We start from the raw sequence: 17,744 nt of genomic DNA on the forward strand, positions 1-17,744 counted from the left end.
AACTCCCTAGGACCCGAGGAAACCCAGCCATGACCACCGCACCCGTCCATACCAGCCCCCAGGCCGCGATGCGCCTGCGCGAGCTCGTCTTCGGCGCCGCCTGCGCCGCCGCCGTCCGCGCGGCCGCCCGGCTCGGCGTCGCCGACGTGCTCGGCGACACCCCGGCCACCGTGACCGACCTCGCCGTCGCCCTCGACACCGAGCCCCGCCAACTGCGCCGCCTGCTGCGCGCGCTCGCCTGCTACGGGCTCTTCGCGCAGAGCGGCGACGACCGCTTCGAGCACACCGAGATGTCCCGGCTGCTGCGCGAGGACGCCCCCAACTCGCTGCGCTACATCTCCCTCTGGTGCACCGAGCCGTGGACCTGGGAGGCCTGGCCGAAGCTGGACGAGGCGGTCCGCTCCGGCCGCAACGTCTTCCCCGACCTGTTCGGCAAGGAGTTCTTCGACTACCTGCACAGCGACGCGGGCGACTCGGCGAAGGTCTTCGACAAGGCGATGACCACCTCCAGCCGGCAGTCCGCCGAGGACTTCGCCGACTACCTGGACCTCACCGGCATCGACTCGGTGGCGGACATCGGCGGCGGCCAGGGCCACGTGCTGGCCAGCCTGCTGGAGAAGCACCCGGCGCTGCACGGCACCCTGCTCGACCTGCCCAAGGTGGTGGCCGGCGCCGACCCCCGGCTCCAGGACGGCGGCGCCTTCTCCGCCCGGGCCCGCCTCGTCCCGGGCGACTGCCGGACGGAGATCCCGGTCCGCGCCGACCTCTACATCATCAAGAACATCCTGGAGTGGGACGACGACAGCACCCGCCGCACCCTCGCCAACGTGGTGAAGGCGGCCGGCTCCGGCGCCCGCGTGGTGGTGGTGGAGAACCTGGTCGACAACAGTCCCTCGATGCGCTTCACCACCGCGATGGACCTGATGCTGATGCTCAACGTGGGCGGTGCCAAGCACTCCGAGGAGAGCATGGTCGGGCTGATGGCGGAGGCCGGACTGGTGGTCACCGCGGTCAACCCGGTCAACCCGTACCTGCACGCTTTCGAGGCCGTCGTGAGCGGCTGAGCCGACCCCTGCACGCCCCCGCACACCTCCGTACGACGAGAACGACCGTACGACCAGAACGACCGCCGGCCCCCGGACATCGGGGGCCGGCGGTCGTCGTGTGCGGGCCGGGTCAGGCCGGGTGCGAGGACTCCAGGTGGGCGAAGACCACCACGTTGTCCAGGTAGTCCCGCCGCTTCTTGTCGTACGCGCCGCCGCAGGTGATCAGCCGGAGCTGGGCGTCGGGGGTCCTGCCGTAGACCCTGGCGTCGGGGAAGGCGTTCTTGGCGAAGGTCTCCACCGAGTCCACCGAGAACACCGCGACCGTCCCGTCCGCGCGGCTCACCTCGACCTTGTTGCCCGGCAGCAGGAAGCTCAGCAGCAGGAACACCGCCGGGCCCTTGGTGGTGTCCACGTGCCCGGCCAGCACCGCGCTGCCGCGCTCGCCGGGGGTGACGCCGTCCCGGTACCAGCCGACCAGGTTCTTGTCGTCCGGCGGCGGCGCGTCGAGCTGGCCCGCGGGGGTGAGGGCCAGTTCGGTGAACGGCGCGTCGACGGCGATCTGCGGGATCCGCAGCCGGGTCGGCTTGGCGCGTTGGAGCGCGGGCGTCCCCGGAGCGGCGGCCGGGGCCGCCGGGTCCGGGGCGCCGGCACCCGCCGGCCCGGGGACGGCCGGCGCGGCGGCCGCCGGGGGAGCGGGCCTGCCGTCCTCCGCGCCCGCGTCCGACCGGGTGTCCACCGAGTTGTAGATCAGCAGCAGCCCGACCGCTGCCGTGCCCATCCCCGCGCGCAGCAGCCGGGGCATTCCAGAGGCGGGACCGCCCGTCATTCCTCTCCTCCGCTCAACCGGTTCCGCGACGGCCCGCCGCCCCCGGTGCGCCCGCCCCGTGCGGGCGGGCGCCCGGAGGCGGCGGAAGCAGGGTGCCCGGCGTCAGGCGACCGCGCCGGAGGCACGGCGGCCGCGGCGCAGGGCGTACGCGCCCGCCCCGAGGCCGCCGAGCAGCAGCACCGCGCCGGAGGCGAGCCCGCCACCGGACAGCGCCAGGCCGCCGCCACCGGTGTGCACGCCGCCGTGCGGGGACTTGTGGTCCTCGTCCCCCCTGGCCTCGCCGCCCTTGTGCTCGTCGGAACCCTTGTGCTCGTCGCCGCCCTTGTGTTCGTCGTCGCCCTTCCGATCGTCGGAGCCCTTGTGCTCCTCGGAGGCGCCGCCCTTCCTGTCGTCGTTGCCCTTGGAGTTGTCGGAGGCCCTCTCGGTCTTCTCCTGCTTCTCCTGCCAGGTCAGGTTCTTGCCCTGGTCGGCACCGTCGGCGAAGGCGATGGGGGTACCGACGGTCAGGACGGCGGCGACGGCCGCCCCGGCGAGCAGCGTGCGTGCAGAACGCATGAGGATGATCCTTCCGGCGCGCAGGACCGCGACTGCCGACACGGTGCCGGACAAGGGGACTCGCGGGGGGTGCGCCTGATCCACCGTCATCCACCGTGCGGCCGCCTGCCACCGGAGTGTGGCAGCGCCGGTGCGCGGCGTGCGCCCTTCGGGTGGAGTCCCGGGTGTGTTCACCCGGCTGGCCGGGTGATCCGGGTGAATCCACCCGGGGGGCCGTCCGGCCGGACGCACGTGGGCCCGCCCCCGGCGCACGGCCGGGGGCGGGCCCATCGGGGGCTGAATCAGCGGCCCCGTCGGGGAGCCGCCGGGTCAGCGGTCCCAGCGGTAGAACTCCCGTGCCATGGCGTCCTTCGGCTCCCGCCAGGTGGCCGGGTCGTACGCCTGCACGTAGGCGGTCAGGCGGTCGCTGACGGTCCGGAACTCCGGGTGCCCGACGACCTTGGCGACGGCGGGGCCCGGCGGGCGGTCGGCCTCGATCAGGTGGAGGTAGACGTCGCCGAACTGGAAGAGGCTGCGGCCGGTGACGCCGATCAGGTGCGGCAGTTCGCCCTGGTCGGACTCGGCGAACACCTCGGCGATGTCCGGCGCGGCCTCGGGCTTCATCCGGGCGACGATCAGCGCCCGGTGCAGGCCGGTCACAGCTCCGCCGCCCGCTTCTCGACCTTCTCCCGGATCAGCTGCATCTGGATCTTCGAGTTGCGGTTGATGTGGCCGGTCATGCCCTCGTCGTCGACCGGGGCGGTCGGCTTCATGGCGAAGTCCTGGATCCAGCGCATCCTGGTGCCGGCCGGCGCCTCCGCGTACTCCCAGCGGATCTCCATGAACTCGAACGGGCCGGGCTCGACCCGGCGGGCGCGCACCGCGAGCGCGTCCCGGTCGGTCTCCCGCTCGGAGACCCAGCTCCACACCTGGCCGTTCTCGTCGGGGTGCATGGTGAGCCGGAACCGGACGAGCTCGCCCTGCCGGTCCAGCACCTCCACCGAGGCGTACTCGCTGAACAGCTGCGGCCAGTTCTCCAGGTCGTTGGTCATCTCCCAGACCAGGTCGAGCGGGGCGGCGATGACGATCTCGTTGTCGGTGTGTCCGGGCATCTCAGGCACCAGCCTTCGTGGCGAGGGAGGAGTTGACCAGTTCCAGGAACTCGGCCGGGGTCTTGGCCGACTCGGCGCCCGAGGTGACCTTGAGGCCGTGCCGGTTCTCCAACTCGCCGACCACGCCGAGCAGGCCGAGCGAGTCGATGCCGAACGTGTCGAACTCCGCGCCCGGCCGCGCCAGGTCGCCCGGGTCGACGGTGACGCCGGCCCGGGACTGGAGCAGGACGGCGAGTTCCGGATAGCTGAGGGTGTTGCTCACGGGTGTCCCTTTCGGAGGTGTGACGGGGTGGTGCGGGGCGGTGGTCCGGGCGGCGGTTCAGGGCCGCCAGCGCCGGACCACCAGCGCGGAGTTGGAGCCCATCAGCCCGCGGCTGACCACCAGGGCGGTGTTCAGTTCGGCCGGGCGGGCGCGGCCGGTCACCAGGGCGAGGTCGTGGCAGACCTCGGTGACGTTGGGGGTGGGCGGCAGCACGCCGTCCTCCATGGCCAGCACGGCGGCGGTCACGTCGAGCATCGGGGCGCCGCAGTAGGCGCGCCCCGTACCGGTCTTGGGCGCGGTGACCGGGACGCGTTCGGCGGCCGGGCCGAGCGCGTCGGCGAGCGCCAGGGCCTCGGCCCGGTCGGCCTCCGGCACCCCCAGGGCGTCCGCGAAGACCACGTCGATCTCCTCGGGCGCGATGCGGGCCTCGTCCAGCGCGATCCGGATCGCGGCCGCCAGCCCCTCCCGGGACTCCGCCCAGCGGGAGGCCCCGGTGAAGGTGGCGCCGTGGCCGACCAGTCGGGCCCGGATGCGGGCGCCGCGCAGGAGGGCCGCCTGCTCGTCCTCCAGCAGCAGCATCGCGCCGCCCTCGGCGGGGGAGAAGCCGCAGGCCAGCGCGGTGAACGGCAGGTACGCCCGCTCGGCCCGCCCGGCCAGGCTGACCTCGGGGTAGCCGAGCTGGCAGACCATCGAGTACGGCGCCAGCGGGGCCTCGGCGGCGCCGACCACCACCGCGTCGGTGCCGCGCTCGATCGTGCGGGCGGCGTGCGCGAGGGCATCCAGACCGCCGGCCTCGTCGCTGGCGACCACCCCGCACGGGCCCTTGTAGCCGCCGCGGATCGAGATCTGGCCGGTGCTGGCCGCGTAGAACCAGGCGATGGACTGGTACGGGCCGACGAACCGGGGCCCCTGGCCCCAGAGCTGCTGGAGCTCGCGCTGGCCGAACTCGCCGCCGCCGGAGCCGGCCGCGGTCACCACGCCGACCGCGAAGGGCTGTTCCGGGTCGGGCCGGAACCCGGCGTCCGCCACCGCCAGGTCGGCGGCGGCCATCGCGTAGTGCGTGAAGCGGTCGGTCTGCACCAGGAAGCGGTTGTCGATCGCCGACTGCGGATCGAAGCCGTTCACCTGGCCCGCGATCCGGAGCGGAAGCCCGGTGCAGCCCTCGCGGGATATCCGGTCGAGGACGCTCACGCCCTGCCTGGTGGCCTTCCAGAAGGCGTCGGCCCCGACCCCGTTCGGAGCCACCACGCCGAGCCCGGTGATCACCGCCCGGCGGCCCTGCTGACGTGACGTCATGGAACTCACCCCGTTCTGTTGAGCACGACGGCGGACTGGAATCCGCCGAATCCGCTGCCGACCGAGAGGATGCGGCTCAGCGGCAGCTCGCGCGCGGTGCGCGGCACGTAGTCGAGGTCGCACTCCGGGTCCGGAGTCTCGTAGTTGGCGGTCGGCGGTACGACCCCGTGGGCGAGCGCCAGGGTGCAGGCGACGACCTCGATGGCGCCGATCGCGCCGAGCGAGTGCCCGACCATCGACTTGATCGAGCTCATCGGGGTCCTGAAGGCGTGCGCGCCCAGCGAGCGCTTGACCGCGGCGGTCTCGTGCCGGTCGTTCTGCTTGGTGCCCGAGCCGTGCGCGTTGACGTAGTCCACCTCGGTGCGGTCCACCCGGGCGTGGGCGAGCGCGTGGTCGATCGCCCGGGACATCTCCAGCCCCTCCTTGGTGAGGCCGGTCATGTGGTAGGCGTTGCCGAAGGTGGCGAAGCCGCCGATCTCGCCGTAGACCCGGGCGCCGCGGCGTCGGGCGTGCTCCAGCTCCTCCAGGACCAGGACGGCGCCGCCCTCGCCGAGCACGAAGCCGTCCCGGTCGGCGTCGAAGGGACGGGAGGCGTGCCGCGGGTCGTCGTTGCGCTCGCTGGTGGCCTTGATGGCGTCGAAGCAGGCGACGGTGATCGGCGAGATCGGGGAGTCGGAGGCGCCGGCGAGGCAGATGTCGGCGCGTCCCTCCTCGACCGCCTGGAAGCCGTAGCCGATCGCGTCCAGGCCGGAGGTGCAGCCGGTGGAGACGGTCTGCACCGGGCCGTGCGCGCCGGTCCGCTCGGCCACCGCGGAGGCCAGCGTGCTGGGCGCGAAGGCCCGGTGCAGCTGCGGTTCGGCCTGCCGGTGGTCCACGTCCCAGCGGGCGCCGGCCGCGCTCACCAGGGCGTAGTCGTGCTCCAGCCGGGTGGTGCCGCCGACGGCGGTGCCGAGCGAGACGGAGATCCGCCACGGGTCCTCGGCGGCCAGGTCCAGGCCGGCGTCGGCGATCGCCTCGTCGGCCGCGACCATCGCGAACTGCACGTAGCGGTCGGCCCGTTGGACGTCCTCCGGGCCCAGCCCGTGGGCCGCCGGGTCGAAGTCCACCTCGGCGGCGATCCGGGAGCGGAACCCGGTGGGGTCGAACAGCGTGATGCCCCGGGTCGCGGTGCGGCCTGAGGTCAGCAGCTCCCAGAACGCCGGGACGCCGACCCCGCCGGGGGCGACCACGCCGATCCCGGTGACGGCGACGCGCCGGGTCACGAGACCACCTTGGCGTGTTCCGGCGGGCCGGAGGCCGCGGTCCCCTCGGTGCTCACGTGGCCGAGGTCGGGGCGCGGGGCGAGCGGGCCGAGGTGGAAGACCATCCGGGCCTCGGTGTCGCCGACGTTGCGGAAGCGGTGGCGCATGTTGATCGGGATCATCAGGCCCTGGTCCGGCTTGAGCGGATGGGGCTTCCCGTCCAGGTCCACCTCCAGGTCGCCGCAGACGACGAACACGAATTCCTCGGAGTACGGGTGGTAGTGCTCGCCGATCCGCTCGCCGGGCCGGACGATCGCCAGGCCCATGAAGCCGCTGGTCGCGCCGCAGCTGGTCGGGGTGAGCATGGTGCGCAGCTCGGCGCCGTGGCGGCGGTTCTCCGGTGCCTCGTGGACGCTGACGATCCGTGGGGACTGCGTGGTCATGGAGATCTCCCGTGAGATGACGGAACGTCAGTTGTTGATCGGGTCGGCGGAACTGCGGTCGGTGACCGGGTTCATGGCGCGGGCCGCGAGGAAGGCGCCGAGCCCGGCGGCGGTGCGCAGGTCGCCCTGCGGGCCGAGGTCGAGCAGCCCGGCGAGCACGGCGGCCTGCCGGTCGTCGGCCACGCCGAGGGCGGCCGCCGGGTCGGCCTCGGCCGGCACCCGCAGGTCGACCAGGCGCACCACCACGTCCTCGCGGTGGAAGACGGTGGCCGCCGCGACCGGCCCGGTCGGGTCGGCGGTGGCGAGGTTGTCGTGCTCGGCCAGCAGCTCGGCCACCTCCTGCCCGCGGTCCGGGCGCACCGGGTAGAGCACGGCGTGCCGGTGCAGCCGGGCGGAGGCGGGGGAGCTGGCGATCGCCTGGTGCCGGGCGGGCAGCGCGGCCCTGGCGAAGAACGCCCGGGCGGCCTGCGGGTCGCCCAGTTGGCGGCTCTCCTCCAGGTGCGGGTTGAGCGCCTCCTCGACGGCCCGCACCTCGGGCTGCATCGCCACGTGGCGCAGCGCGTCGCCGAGGTTGCCGATCACCTCGACGGCGCGGACCACCCGGTTGCCGAGCATGAACAGCGAGGTGCGGCGCAGCCGGGTGTGCTCGTCCACCTCGGCCCGGGGGGAGGCGTAGCCGGAGAGGATGCGGGCCACCTCGGGCTCGCTGCCGGGCTTGACGGTGAAGGTCAGCGCGTGGCGCACCACCCCGTCCGGGCCGGGGTCGACCCTGGGCGGGCCGACGTGCCCGGCGGGAGTGGTGCGCGGCAGCCCGGGCGGCACCTCCATCGGGGCCCGGGTGCCGGTCGAGCCGGCCGCGGAGGTCTCGCGCAGCACGGCGTAGCGCAGCGAGCGGAAGTTGTCGCTGACGCAGCCGTGCATCGGCTTGACCATCTCCCGGTGGGCCGGGCTGTCCACCCACTCCAGGAAGGTCTCCTGGTCCTTCCACTCGCTGGTGATCAGCCACTGGCGCGGGTCGTTGATCGACTGGCACAGCTGGTCGCTGACGTGTCCGGGGACCGAGGCCACCTGGTGGCGCAGCTGCTCGTACACGTCGAGGAAGCGCTGCTGGGCGCCGTCCTGGATCTCCAGCATCAGCACGACCCGCAGCCGGGTGTCGGCCTCGTCGTGCTGCTTCGGCTGGGGTTCGGACAGAGTTGTCATGATCCACTTTCTGCTCTGGGCCGCACGCTGCGGGCCGTGTCGGCCGTGCCCGGCGGGTGCTCCCCGGCCTGGGAGGGCGGTGCGACGGCGGGTCGGCCGGGCGCGTCGGCGCCAGGCCTGAGGTCGATCGTGGGCGGCGCGGCGGGCGCGGCGCGAGATTTGCGGGCCATCCGGGCGAAGGGGCGCCACGGGCCCCCTCCGGCGGGGGATGGAAGAGCGGGGCCCCCGGTCGAGCGGGCCCGCCGAGGGCGGCGCCGAGCCCAGTCTCCGGGCCGCGGAATCCCCTGACAGGGTGGAGCAATTGATGAATCCGAAGGTTGACGACCGGGTGCCGGTCCTCATCGTGGGCGGCTCGCTGGTCGGGCTGTCGGCCTCGCTCTTCCTCGGGCGGCTCGGGGTCGGGCACCTGCTGGTCGAGAAGCACGCCGACACCTCGCACCACCCGCGGGGGCGCGGCAACAACGTCCGCACCATGGAGCTGTTCCGGGTGGCCGGGATCGAACCCGCGATCCGTGAGGCGGCCTCGATCCTGGCCCCCAACCACGGCATCCTCCAGGCGCCGTCGCTGACCGGCGCCGAGCAGGAGTGGCTGTTCCGGGAGATCGACCCGGGCGGCCGACTGGCCCGGTTCAGCCCCAGCTCCTGGTGCCTGTGCAGCCAGAACGACCTGGAGCCGGTGCTGCGGCGGGCCGCCCGCGAACTCGGCGGCGACCTGCGGTTCGGCACCGAACTGGTCTCCTTCGAGCAGGACGCGGAGGGCGTCACCTCGGTGCTGCGCAGCCGGGAGAGCGGCGAGCGGCGGGTGGTGCGCTCGGAGTTCCTGATCGCCGCGGACGGCCCGCGCAGCCCGGTCCGCGAGCGGCTGGGCATCGGCCAGTCCGGCAAGGGCGAGCTGTTCCACAACGTCAGCATCACCTTCCGGGCCAAGCGCCTGGCCGAGGTGGTCGGCGACCGGCACTTCATCGCCTGCTACCTGACCAACCCGGAGGCGGACGGCGCGCTGCTGCCGGTGGACAACCAGGAGGAGTGGGTCTTCCACGCGCCCTGGCACCCCGAGCACGGCGAGCCGCTGGAGGCCTTCACCGACGAGCGCTGCGAACGGCACATCCGCACCGCCGTCGGCCTGCCGGAACTGGACGTCGAGGTCACCGGTCGGGCGCCCTGGCACGCCGCCGAGCGGGTGGCCGAGCGGTACGGCGCCGGGCGGGTCCTGCTCGCCGGGGACTCCGCCCACGAGATGTCCCCGACCGGGGCGTTCGGTTCCAACACCGGCATCCAGGACGCCCACAACCTGGCGTGGAAGATCTCCGCCGTGCTCTGCGGCTGGGCCGGGCCGGGGCTGCTGGAGACGTACGGGCAGGAGCGCCGCCCGGTCGCCCGGGTGACCGGCGAGCGGGCCTCGGCGCGGTCCGCCGAGCACAGCCACCCGGGCTACGCGGTGGTGCCCGGCGCGGGCCGGCAGGCCGGGGTGCTGGCGGTGGCGCTCGGCTACCGGTACCCGGTGGGCGCGGTGGTCGGTGCGGACCGGGACGGCCCGGTGGTCCCCGAGCAGTTCGAGTCGGCGGGCGAGCCGGGCAGCCGGGCCCCGCACCAGTGGCTGCTGCGGGCGGGGGTGAGGCTCTCCACGCTGGACCTGTACGAGCAGGCGATGGTGCTGCTCACCGGCCCCGAGGGCGGTGCCTGGCAGGCGGGCGCCCGGCGCGCGGCCGACCGGCTGGCCGTCCCGCTGGACGGCTTCCGGATCGGCGACGGGGCCGAGGACGACCTGGCGCCGGAGCCCGGCGCGGACTTCGCCGCCCTGCACGGCATCGGCCCGCTGGGCGCGGTGCTGGTCCGCCCGGACGGCTTCGTCGCCTGGCGCTCGCCCGGCCCGCCGCGGGACGCGGAGGCCGAGTTCGTCACGGCGCTGCGGACGGTGCTGAGCCTCTGACGGACGCGGACGGGCCCGCCGGTCGCACGGCCGGCGGGCCCGTCCTGTCGTTCGTCGGCGGTCAGTGGCCGCCCTCGTCGACCACCTCGACGTCGGCGACCTCCTGCTCGATCTCCTCGGCCGGCAGCGCCACCCGGATCGCCCAGTAGTAGATGGCCACCGAGAACACCGACACCAGGGCCATGTCGGTCCACAGCGGGATCCGGCCGATGCCGTCGCCGAAGCCGCCGAGCCAGGAGATCAGGCCGAGGCCGATCAGGTAGGGCGGCAGCCACTGGGCGGCCTTCCAGCTCAGTCGCGGCGCGTTCGGCAGGCCCTTCCTGATCGCGTACGCGGCGTAGCTCCCGAGCAGGACGTAGCCGAGCACGATCGCGATGCCCAGGCGGGAGAGGGTGTGCCAGCCGGACCAGTAGATGATCAGGCTGGAGACCACGAACGCGGCCGGGGAGATCACGCCGCCCGCCGGCAGCCGGTAGGGGCGCTCGCGGTCGGGCAGCCGGCGGCGCATCGCGCCGAAGGCCAGCGGGGCGCCGGCGTACATCAGCACGCTGGCGGAGGTGATGAAGCCGACCAGCTCCTGCCAGCTCGGGAAGGGCAGGAAGCAGATCACGCCGGTGACGAAGGCGATGACCAGGCCGAACCACGGCACGCCGTTCTTGTCCAGCTCCTCGAAGCGCTGCGGGGCGTAGCCGTTGCGGCTCAGGCCGTAGGAGATGCGCGAGGTCGAGGTGGTGTAGATCAGCCCGCTGCCGCCGGGGGAGATCACGGCGTCGGCGTACAGCACCCAGGCCAGCCAGCCGAGGCCGACGGTGGTGGCGAGGCCCGCGAAGGGGCCGTCGATGCCGGGGAAGTCGAGCTTGTCCCAGCCGTTGGCGAAGGAGCTGACCGGCAGCGCGCCGATGAAGACGACCTGGAGCAGGGTGTAGACCACGGCGCCGATGGCGACCGAGCCGAGGACGGCGCGGGGGATGTCGCGCTTGGGGTTGCGGCTCTCGCCGGCCAGCTGGATGGCCTGCTCGAAGCCGAGCAGGGCGAAGATGATGCCGCTGGTGCTGATCGCCGCGAGCACGCCCTGGGCGCCGAACGGGGCGAAGCCGTGCGAGGTGAAGTTGGAGCCGTGGAAGTTGGTCACGGCGAGCACGAAGATCGTGAACAGCGGGACGAAGATCTTCAGCCAGGTGGCGACGTTGTTGGTGCGGGCCAGGACGCGCACGCCCAGGAAGTTCACCGCGACGAACACCGCCATGAGCACGGTGGCGACGGCGAAGCCGCTGGCGGTGAGGGTGTTGTTGTCGTTGAGCAGGCCGCCCGCCCAGGGCCAGTGCCGGGCGTAGCCGATCATCGCCTCGACCTCGATCGGCGCGACGGTGGCCGCCTGGAGCCAGGAGAACCAGCCGAATGACATTCCGGCGAGGCCGCCGAAGGCGTAGTGCGGGTACCGCGCGGTACCGCCCGAGACCGGGAACATGCTGCCGAGCTCGGCGTGCACGAGCGCGAGCAGCACGATCGCCACCGTGCCGATGCCCCAGGAGACGACGGCGGCCGGGCCGGCCGCCACGACGCCCTCCTTGGCGCCGAACAGCCAGCCGGAGCCGATGATCGAGCCGACCGAGGCCCACATGAGGCCGACGAGGCCGACGTGGCGGCGCAGTGACCGCTGGGCGGTGCCGGTTTCGGAACCGGTGCCCTGGCCGGGCGGCGAGATCTGGTTGAGGGAAGCCATGAACGATCTCTCTGTGTGTGGGGACTCCGGGGTGGGCGGAGCGATGAGAGTTGCCACACACTAGGACTTTTCAGCCCCCTCTGCACAGATTTCATTACTGAATGTTTACATTCTTTTCCGGACATCCTTGCAGGTAGGGGGCGTTATGGCGCCCGGCATATTACGTATCCGATCGATCCGATCGAAATTCGGGCCGCGCCGTGCGGGGTCGCATGATAGGGGAAATTCCCGAGGATGGGAATAGTGGGCTCCGTATAGCGGAGCGGCGCTAGTCCACCAGATCGGACGGGTCGGTGTTGGCACCGCAGAGCAGCACGGCGACGCGCTCGCCCTCGGCCCGGTCGACGGCGGCGAGCGCCGTGGCGGCCGCGTACTCGACGGCGATCCGGCGGTCCTCCCAGAGCTGCCGGCGGGCGCGCACGATGGCCTCGTCGTCGACCAGCACCGACCGGACGCCCTCGTGCGCGGCGGCGTCCACGGCGAGGGCGGTGGCCCGGCGGGCCCCGAGCGAGTCCTGGGCGACGGAGTCCACCGGGACGTCCACCGGGCGGCCCGCGGCCAGGGCGGCGTTCAGCGCGCGGCTGCCCGTCGGCTCCACGGCGAGCACCCGGATGCCGTGCTCGCGGGCCGCCACCGCCACGCCGGCGAACAGCCCGCCGCCGCCGACCGACACCACCACCGTGTCCAGCCCGGGCACCCCGGCGCGGATCTCCGACAGGACCGTCCCGGCGCCGGCGGCGATCAGCGGGTGGTCGTACGCGTGCGAGGACAGCGCCCCGCTGCCGGCCGCGAACTCCTCGCAGGCGGCCAGCGCCTCCGCGTACTCCCGGCCCGCCAGCCGTACCTCCGCGCCGTACGAGCGCAGCCGCGCCAGCTTCACCGGGGAGGCCGTCTCGGGCAGGAACACCGTTGCCCGGACGCCGAGTTCGCGGGCCGCCCAGGCGCAGGCCAGCCCGGCGTTGCCGCCCGAGGCGATGGTCACCCCGGCGTCCGGGAGGGTGCCCGCCTCGGCGTGCGCCAGCAGGAAGTTCTGCGCGCCGCGCGCCTTGAAGCTGCCGGTGTGCTGGAGGAACTCCAGCGCCAGCCAGGTCCGTCCGCCGTCGTCCCCCGGTGCCACCGCCACCGGGCGCACCCGCCCGGCGATCCGCTTCCCGGCGGCCTCGACCTCGTCGTACGTCAGCTGGTCCATCGTGTTCCGCTCCTTCGTCGAGGGGGACGTGCCACCGGGAGTCCCGGCCAGGACGACCGTACGTCCCGTCCGTGGGCGAAGGAAAGATCACGAACGCCGGGGCCGGACCGCGCGTAGGCTGGCCCCGTGCGATTCGTGATCCTCCCCCCGCCGGCCCGCTAGCGGGCGGCCCACTCCACCTCCTCCGGCCCGACGGGACTGCCCGCAGCCGGGGCGATGACTGCCGCCCGCGTACCCAGCGGACCTGAACCGGCAACTCATCGTGGAGTACCGACGCATGACCTCGTACACCGCCGTGCCCTTCCGGCGCGGCCTCCTGTCCATCTCCGCCGCCGCCGTCGCCTGGGGCGTCGGCGGCGCCGTCTCCGCACTGCTGATGAGCACCAGCGGGCTCGGCCCGGCGGGCGTCTCCTGCTGGCGCTTCGGCGTCGCCGCGCTCTGCCTGGCCCTGCTGCCGGGCCGCCGGCCGCGCGGTCGGCGGGGCGCCGCCGGGTGGCGCGCCGCCGCGCTGACCGGGCTCGGTCTGGCGGTCAGCCAGTGCGCCTACTTCGGCTCGGTGCGGTACGCGGGCCTCGGGCTGGGCACCCTGATCACCATCGGCGCCGGCCCGGTGTTCACCAGCCTCGGCGCCCACCTGCTGCTCGGCGAACGCCTGACCCGTCGAACGGCGGCCGCGGTCGCCCTGGCCCTGGCCGGCCTCGCCCTGCTGGTGGCCGCCCCGGCGGCGGGCCCGCGCCCGGCCCTCGGCGTCGCGCTGGCCGTCCTCGCGGGCGCCGGCCAGAGCGGCCTCACCCTCTGGGCCCGGGGCGGCGGCTCGGCCCGGGCCGGCACCGGCGCCTTCACCACCGGGCTGCTCTGCCTGCTTCCGCTCGTCGCCGTCCAGGGCGTCCAGGGCGTCCTGCCGGTCGACGGTGACCCGCTGGTGACCGCGGTGGCGCTGCTCTTCCTCGGCACCGTGCCCACCCTGTTCGCCTACCGCTGGTACTTCACCGGCCTGACCACCGTGCCCAGCACGACGGCCGCGGTGCTGGTCCTGCTGGAGCCCGCGACCGCGGCGGTGATCGGCGTGCTCTGCCTCGGCGAGCCGCTGACGGCGGGCCTGCTGGCGGGCTCGGCGCTGCTGCTCGCGGCCATCGCGGCGCTGGCGCGGGAGTAGCGGCTCCGGCGCGGGAGTCAGCGGTTCCGGCGCGGGAGCGGCGGAGGGCGGGGGCCACCCGGGCGGGCGTCCTGTGGTCGCCGGGGGTCCGGTGGCGTGCTGTCGTGGTCCGCATGAACAGCTCACTGCCGGCCCGGGTGGCCGCCGCGACCGCCTCCGCCCTCCTGCTCCTCCCGCTCGCCGTGGCCGGGACCGTGGCCGCCGCCGGACCGGCGGCGGCGACCGGGCGCCGGGACGTCACCGCCGACCAGTGCCGGAGCGCGGGCGGGCACGTCGAGGGCAGCGGCTACTGCGTCGACGCGGACGGCGAGGACGCCTGGGGCGAGCCCATCGACGGCCAGGCGGTCAACCCGAACCCGCGGCCCGGGGAGGAGTGAGCGCCGTACGGGCCCCGCGCCCCGCTTCCCGGGCAGGGGAGCGCGGCGCGAAGCCCGTACGGGGCCGGTCAGGGCACCGGGCGCAGGGTGACCGGGGCCGGGGTGAGGGCGCGCAGGACGAGGTCGACGCGCACCTTGGCGGCGCCCGCGCGGTACAGCGCGGTGGAGATCGTCCGTAACTCCTCGGGGCCGGTGCAGGCGAGGCGCAGTTCGAGGTCGGCCTCGCCGGCCAGGGCCAGGCCGCTCTGGACGGCGGGGAACTCCGCCGCGAGGCGGTCGAAGTCGAGCGGGACGGGGCCGTGGCTGATCCGGGCGATCGCGTGCAGCGCCCGGGCCGGGCGGGCCCGCCCCGCCGGGTCCGGCTCGTCCGGGACGAGCCGGAGCGGGGCGGTCACCGGTGCTGGAACTGGACGGTCGGGGCCGGGGCGGAGGGCGCCGCGACGGGGGCGCGGCCGGGCGGGGCGGTCCTGGACGGGGCGGTGGCGGAGGGGGCCGCGACCGAGGGGGCGACCAGCCGCGGGTCCAGTACCAGGGTGTCGATCCCGAGCGGGGCGGTGAGGTCGCGGAGGGCGGGCTCGCCGAGCTCGGTGCGGGCCTGGTCGGGCCCGAGGAGGGCGGCGAGGGCCTCGGGGCTGGAGAATCCGACCGCACAGCGGCGGCCGTCGCGCAGGCGGAACAGGCGGAGTGCGGTGGTGCTTCCGGTGCCGGAGACGGTGACCGGAACGTGCCAGACGGCGCGGGCCATGCGAATGCTCCCGAGTGGGGTGGTGGTGCCTGCCGGAACTACTGCCTCGACGCTAGGTCGACCCGGCCCGGGAGGCTCCGGTCCTGACGCTCCGTTGACCGAATGCGGTCGTGCGTTGACGCACTCCTGACGTTCGGCTCACCCGAGTGGACCAAACCACTGGTCGGGCGCTCCGCTTGCCGAGCGCCCCGACCCGGACGACCGTGGAACCCGTCCCCCGTTCTTTCCTCCACGCCGCTTGTCGGAACGCCCCGCCGGGAGGGCCGGGGCGCCCGCCGGCCGGGCCGGTGCGCGCCCGGAAACGGGGGGAGGTGGAGTCGGAGGCCCGTGACGAGATATCTTGACGTCAAGACGTTGGAGACGTGAAGCGGAGTACCGATGACTGACTCGACCATCATCTATACGCACACCGACGAGGCTCCGGCCCTGGCGACCTACTCGTTCCTGCCCGTGGTGCAGGCGTACGCCTCGACCGCGGGTGTGCGCGTGGAGACCCGCGACATCTCCCTGGCCGGGCGGATCATCGCGAGCTTCCCGGAGCGTCTGACCGAGGCGCAGCGGATCGGCGACGCGCTGGCCGAGCTGGGTGAGCTGGCCAAGACCCCGGACGCCAACATCATCAAGCTGCCGAACATCTCGGCCTCGGTGCCGCAGCTCAAGGCCGCCGTCGCCGAGCTCCAGGCCCAGGGCTACGCCCTGCCGGACTACCCGGACGACCCGCAGACCGACGAGGACAAGGACGTCCGCGCCCGCTACGACAAGGTCAAGGGCAGCGCCGTCAACCCGGTCCTGCGCGAGGGCAACTCGGACCGCCGCGCCCCGCAGTCGGTCAAGAACTACGCCAAGACCCACCCGCACCGCATGGGTGCCTGGACGGCCGACTCCAAGACCAACGTCGCCACCATGGGTGAGAACGACTTCCGGTCGACCGAGAAGTCCGCCGTGATCGCCGGTGACGGTGCGCTGCGCATCGAGCTGCTCGGCGAGGACGGCACCACCACCGTGCTGCGCGAGAAGGTGCCGGTGCTGGCGGGCGAGGTCGTCGACGCCTCGGTGCTGCACGTCGCCGCCCTGAACGAGTTCCTGGCCGCGCAGATCGCCCGGGCCAAGGCCGAGGGCGTGCTGTTCTCGGTGCACCTCAAGGCCACCATGATGAAGGTCTCCGACCCGATCATCTTCGGCCACGTGGTCCGCGCCTTCTTCCCGAAGACCTTCGCGAAGTACGGCGAGGTGCTCGTCGCCGCCGGTCTGAACCCGAACAACGGCCTCGGCGGCATCCTGGCCGGCCTCGACAACGTGCCGCACCTGGGCGCCGAGATCAAGGCCTCCTTCGAGGCCGAGCTGGCCGAGGGCCCGGCCCTGGCCATGGTCGACTCCGACAAGGGCATCACCAACCTGCACGTGCCGAGCGACGTCATCGTCGACGCCTCGATGCCGGCCATGATCCGCACCTCCGGCCACATGTGGGGCCCGGACGGCAAGGAGGCCGACACCCTCGCCGTGCTGCCGGACAGCAGCTACTCCGGCGTGTACCAGGCCGTCATCGACGACTGCCGCGCCCACGGCGCCCTGGACCCGGCGACCATCGGCTCGGTGCCGAACGTCGGCCTGATGGCCCAGAAGGCCGAGGAGTACGGCTCGCACGACAAGACCTTCGAGATCGCCGCCGCGGGCACCGTCCGCCTGGTCGACGCCGAGGGCAACGTGGTGCTGGAGCAGGCCGTCCAGCCGGGCGACATCTTCCGCGCCTGCCAGACCAAGGACCTGCCGATCCAGGACTGGGTCAAGCTGGCCGTCACCCGCGCCCGCGCCACCGGCGTCCCGGCGGTGTTCTGGCTGGACGAGAACCGCGCCCACGACGCGGTGCTGATCGAGAAGGTCAAGAAGTACCTGCCGGAGCACGACACCACCGGCCTGCAGATCGAGATCAAGTCCCCGGTCGACGCCACCACGTTCTCGCTGGAGCGCATCCGCCGCGGCGAGGACACCATCTCGGTGACCGGCAACGTGCTGCGTGACTACCTGACCGACCTGTTCCCGATCCTGGAGCTGGGCACCAGCGCCAAGATGCTGTCGGTCGTCCCGCTGATGGCGGGCGGCGGCCTGTTCGAGACCGGCGCCGGCGGCTCCGCCCCGAAGCACGTCCAGCAGCTGGTCAAGGAGAACTACCTGCGCTGGGACAGCCTGGGCGAGTTCTTCGCGCTGGCCGCCAGCTTCGAGCACCTGGCCACCACCACGGACAACGCCCGCGCCCAGGTGCTGGCCGACACCCTGGACCGCGCCACCGGCACCTTCCTCAACGAGGACAAGTCGCCGAGCCGCCGCCTCGGTGGCATCGACAACCGCGGCAGCCACTTCTACCTGGCCACCTACTGGGCCCAGGAGCTGGCCAAGCAGACCGACGACGCCGAGCTGGCCCAGGCCTTCGCCGGCCTGGCCGCGACGCTGACCGAGCAGGAGTCGGCCATCGTGGACGAGCTGATCGCCGTCCAGGGCTCGCCGGTCGACCTCGGCGGCTACTACCAGCCGGACCCGGCCAAGGCCGCCGCCGTGATGCGCCCGTCGAAGACCTTCAACGAGGCGCTCGCCAACCTCGGCTGAATCCAGGCGAGTTGAGGCACTGGAGGCCCCCGGGCTGGTCCGTACGGACCAGCCCGGGGG

18 protein-coding genes are annotated in these 17,744 nt (G+C 73.7%); 5 read left to right on the top strand and 13 right to left on the bottom strand.

Annotated elements, in window-relative coordinates:
* Positions 1 to 29 precede the first annotated feature (29 nt).
* Positions 30 to 1,064, top strand: coding sequence for a methyltransferase (locus ACFVXH_RS29825; RefSeq protein ID WP_074004527.1), 1,035 nt, complete (start codon positions 30 to 32; stop codon positions 1,062 to 1,064).
* A gap of 112 nt (positions 1,065 to 1,176) precedes the next feature.
* On the opposite strand, the gene ACFVXH_RS29830 is transcribed toward ACFVXH_RS29825, so the two are convergent.
* The 9 genes from ACFVXH_RS29830 to ACFVXH_RS29870 all read right to left on the bottom strand — a co-directional run bounded on the left by ACFVXH_RS29830 (position 1,177) and on the right by ACFVXH_RS29870 (position 7,963).
* Complete coding sequence (locus ACFVXH_RS29830; RefSeq protein WP_387828832.1) at positions 1,177 to 1,872, bottom strand: class F sortase; 696 nt, start codon at positions 1,870 to 1,872, stop codon at positions 1,177 to 1,179.
* A 102-nt stretch (positions 1,873 to 1,974) separates the two neighbouring features.
* Entirely contained in the window at positions 1,975 to 2,427 is a 453-nt protein-coding gene (locus tag ACFVXH_RS29835) for a hypothetical protein (protein WP_117492275.1), read from the bottom strand.
* Between the two features lie 309 nt (positions 2,428 to 2,736).
* Complete coding sequence (locus ACFVXH_RS29840) at positions 2,737 to 3,057, bottom strand: TcmI family type II polyketide cyclase (protein ID WP_049659041.1); 321 nt, start codon at positions 3,055 to 3,057, stop codon at positions 2,737 to 2,739.
* 5 nt (positions 3,058 to 3,062) lie between these two features.
* Entirely contained in the window at positions 3,063 to 3,518 is a 456-nt protein-coding gene (locus tag ACFVXH_RS29845) for an SRPBCC family protein (protein ID WP_049659036.1), read from the bottom strand.
* 1 nt (position 3,519) lies between these two features.
* Positions 3,520 to 3,780 carry a phosphopantetheine-binding protein gene (locus tag ACFVXH_RS29850; RefSeq protein WP_049659037.1) on the bottom strand — a complete coding sequence of 87 codons (261 nt, stop codon included), beginning with the start codon at positions 3,778 to 3,780 and terminating at the stop codon, positions 3,520 to 3,522.
* Between the two features lie 57 nt (positions 3,781 to 3,837).
* A complete protein-coding gene (locus ACFVXH_RS29855; protein ID WP_049659038.1) occupies positions 3,838 to 5,076 on the bottom strand; it encodes a beta-ketoacyl synthase N-terminal-like domain-containing protein in 1,239 nt (412 codons plus the stop codon).
* Positions 5,077 to 5,081: 5 nt separating this feature from the next.
* A complete protein-coding gene (locus tag ACFVXH_RS29860) occupies positions 5,082 to 6,338 on the bottom strand; it encodes a beta-ketoacyl synthase (protein ID WP_049659039.1) in 1,257 nt (418 codons plus the stop codon).
* Entirely contained in the window at positions 6,335 to 6,760 is a 426-nt protein-coding gene (locus ACFVXH_RS29865) for a cupin domain-containing protein (RefSeq protein ID WP_074004532.1), read from the bottom strand. The genes ACFVXH_RS29860 and ACFVXH_RS29865 overlap by 4 nt, the downstream gene beginning before the upstream one ends.
* Positions 6,761 to 6,787: 27 nt before the next feature.
* Entirely contained in the window at positions 6,788 to 7,963 is a 1,176-nt protein-coding gene (locus tag ACFVXH_RS29870; protein WP_375877730.1) for a SchA/CurD-like domain-containing protein, read from the bottom strand.
* A 208-nt stretch (positions 7,964 to 8,171) separates the two neighbouring features.
* Here ACFVXH_RS29870 and ACFVXH_RS29875 point away from each other — a divergent pair, with 208 nt between their 5' ends.
* Positions 8,172 to 9,893 (top strand): FAD-dependent oxidoreductase, encoded by a 1,722-nt coding sequence (locus ACFVXH_RS29875; protein ID WP_380781576.1) that lies wholly within the window; start codon positions 8,172 to 8,174, stop codon positions 9,891 to 9,893.
* A 61-nt stretch (positions 9,894 to 9,954) separates the two neighbouring features.
* On the opposite strand, the gene ACFVXH_RS29880 is transcribed toward ACFVXH_RS29875, so the two are convergent.
* A complete protein-coding gene (locus ACFVXH_RS29880) occupies positions 9,955 to 11,616 on the bottom strand; it encodes an APC family permease (RefSeq protein WP_049658055.1) in 1,662 nt (553 codons plus the stop codon).
* Between the two features lie 268 nt (positions 11,617 to 11,884).
* Positions 11,885 to 12,805, bottom strand: coding sequence for a serine/threonine dehydratase (locus ACFVXH_RS29885; RefSeq protein WP_049658053.1), 921 nt, complete (start codon positions 12,803 to 12,805; stop codon positions 11,885 to 11,887).
* A gap of 277 nt (positions 12,806 to 13,082) precedes the next feature.
* Between ACFVXH_RS29885 and ACFVXH_RS29890 the strand changes: the two genes are divergently transcribed.
* Positions 13,083 to 13,961, top strand: coding sequence for a DMT family transporter (locus ACFVXH_RS29890; RefSeq protein WP_387828835.1), 879 nt, complete (start codon positions 13,083 to 13,085; stop codon positions 13,959 to 13,961).
* A 113-nt stretch (positions 13,962 to 14,074) separates the two neighbouring features.
* The gene (locus ACFVXH_RS29895) at positions 14,075 to 14,338 is read left to right on the top strand and encodes a hypothetical protein (RefSeq protein ID WP_380782433.1); all 264 of its coding nucleotides are present in this window, start codon (positions 14,075 to 14,077) and stop codon (positions 14,336 to 14,338) included.
* Positions 14,339 to 14,406: 68 nt separating this feature from the next.
* Here ACFVXH_RS29895 and ACFVXH_RS29900 read toward each other — a convergent pair whose 3' ends face one another.
* Together ACFVXH_RS29900 and ACFVXH_RS29905 are read right to left on the bottom strand one after the other, a co-directional pair.
* The gene (locus tag ACFVXH_RS29900; protein ID WP_049657428.1) at positions 14,407 to 14,733 is read right to left on the bottom strand and encodes a hypothetical protein; all 327 of its coding nucleotides are present in this window, start codon (positions 14,731 to 14,733) and stop codon (positions 14,407 to 14,409) included.
* Entirely contained in the window at positions 14,730 to 15,083 is a 354-nt protein-coding gene (locus ACFVXH_RS29905; RefSeq protein WP_380782649.1) for an SAV_915 family protein, read from the bottom strand. The genes ACFVXH_RS29900 and ACFVXH_RS29905 overlap by 4 nt, the downstream gene beginning before the upstream one ends.
* 378 nt (positions 15,084 to 15,461) lie before the next feature.
* Between ACFVXH_RS29905 and ACFVXH_RS29910 the strand changes: the two genes are divergently transcribed.
* Positions 15,462 to 17,684, top strand: a complete 2,223-nt coding sequence (locus ACFVXH_RS29910; RefSeq protein ID WP_049657424.1) for an NADP-dependent isocitrate dehydrogenase — start codon at positions 15,462 to 15,464, stop codon at positions 17,682 to 17,684.
* Positions 17,685 to 17,744 lie beyond the last annotated feature (60 nt).

This window comes from Kitasatospora sp. NPDC058184, from assembly GCF_042883725.1.
Classification (GTDB): domain Bacteria; phylum Actinomycetota; class Actinomycetes; order Streptomycetales; family Streptomycetaceae; genus Kitasatospora.

Bases quoted from the DNA above. Each gene is read 5' to 3' on its own strand.
- ACFVXH_RS29910 (WP_049657424.1), top strand. From the start codon at position 15,462: ATGACTGACTCGACCATCATCTATACGCACACCGACGAGGCTCCGGCC.
- ACFVXH_RS29830 (WP_387828832.1), bottom strand. From the start codon at position 1,872: ATGACGGGCGGTCCCGCCTCTGGAATGCCCCGGCTGCTGCGCGCGGGG.
- ACFVXH_RS29865 (WP_074004532.1), bottom strand. From the start codon at position 6,760: ATGACCACGCAGTCCCCACGGATCGTCAGCGTCCACGAGGCACCGGAG.
- ACFVXH_RS29905 (WP_380782649.1), bottom strand. From the start codon at position 15,083: ATGGCCCGCGCCGTCTGGCACGTTCCGGTCACCGTCTCCGGCACCGGA.
- ACFVXH_RS29875 (WP_380781576.1), top strand. From the start codon at position 8,172: ATGGAAGAGCGGGGCCCCCGGTCGAGCGGGCCCGCCGAGGGCGGCGCC.
- ACFVXH_RS29845 (WP_049659036.1), bottom strand. From the start codon at position 3,518: ATGCCCGGACACACCGACAACGAGATCGTCATCGCCGCCCCGCTCGAC.
- ACFVXH_RS29885 (WP_049658053.1), bottom strand. From the start codon at position 12,805: ATGGACCAGCTGACGTACGACGAGGTCGAGGCCGCCGGGAAGCGGATC.
- ACFVXH_RS29870 (WP_375877730.1), bottom strand. From the start codon at position 7,963: ATGACAACTCTGTCCGAACCCCAGCCGAAGCAGCACGACGAGGCCGAC.
- ACFVXH_RS29825 (WP_074004527.1), top strand. From the start codon at position 30: ATGACCACCGCACCCGTCCATACCAGCCCCCAGGCCGCGATGCGCCTG.
- ACFVXH_RS29895 (WP_380782433.1), top strand. From the start codon at position 14,075: ATGAACAGCTCACTGCCGGCCCGGGTGGCCGCCGCGACCGCCTCCGCC.
- ACFVXH_RS29855 (WP_049659038.1), bottom strand. From the start codon at position 5,076: ATGACGTCACGTCAGCAGGGCCGCCGGGCGGTGATCACCGGGCTCGGC.
- ACFVXH_RS29880 (WP_049658055.1), bottom strand. From the start codon at position 11,616: ATGGCTTCCCTCAACCAGATCTCGCCGCCCGGCCAGGGCACCGGTTCC.
- ACFVXH_RS29835 (WP_117492275.1), bottom strand. From the start codon at position 2,427: ATGCGTTCTGCACGCACGCTGCTCGCCGGGGCGGCCGTCGCCGCCGTC.
- ACFVXH_RS29890 (WP_387828835.1), top strand. From the start codon at position 13,083: ATGACCTCGTACACCGCCGTGCCCTTCCGGCGCGGCCTCCTGTCCATC.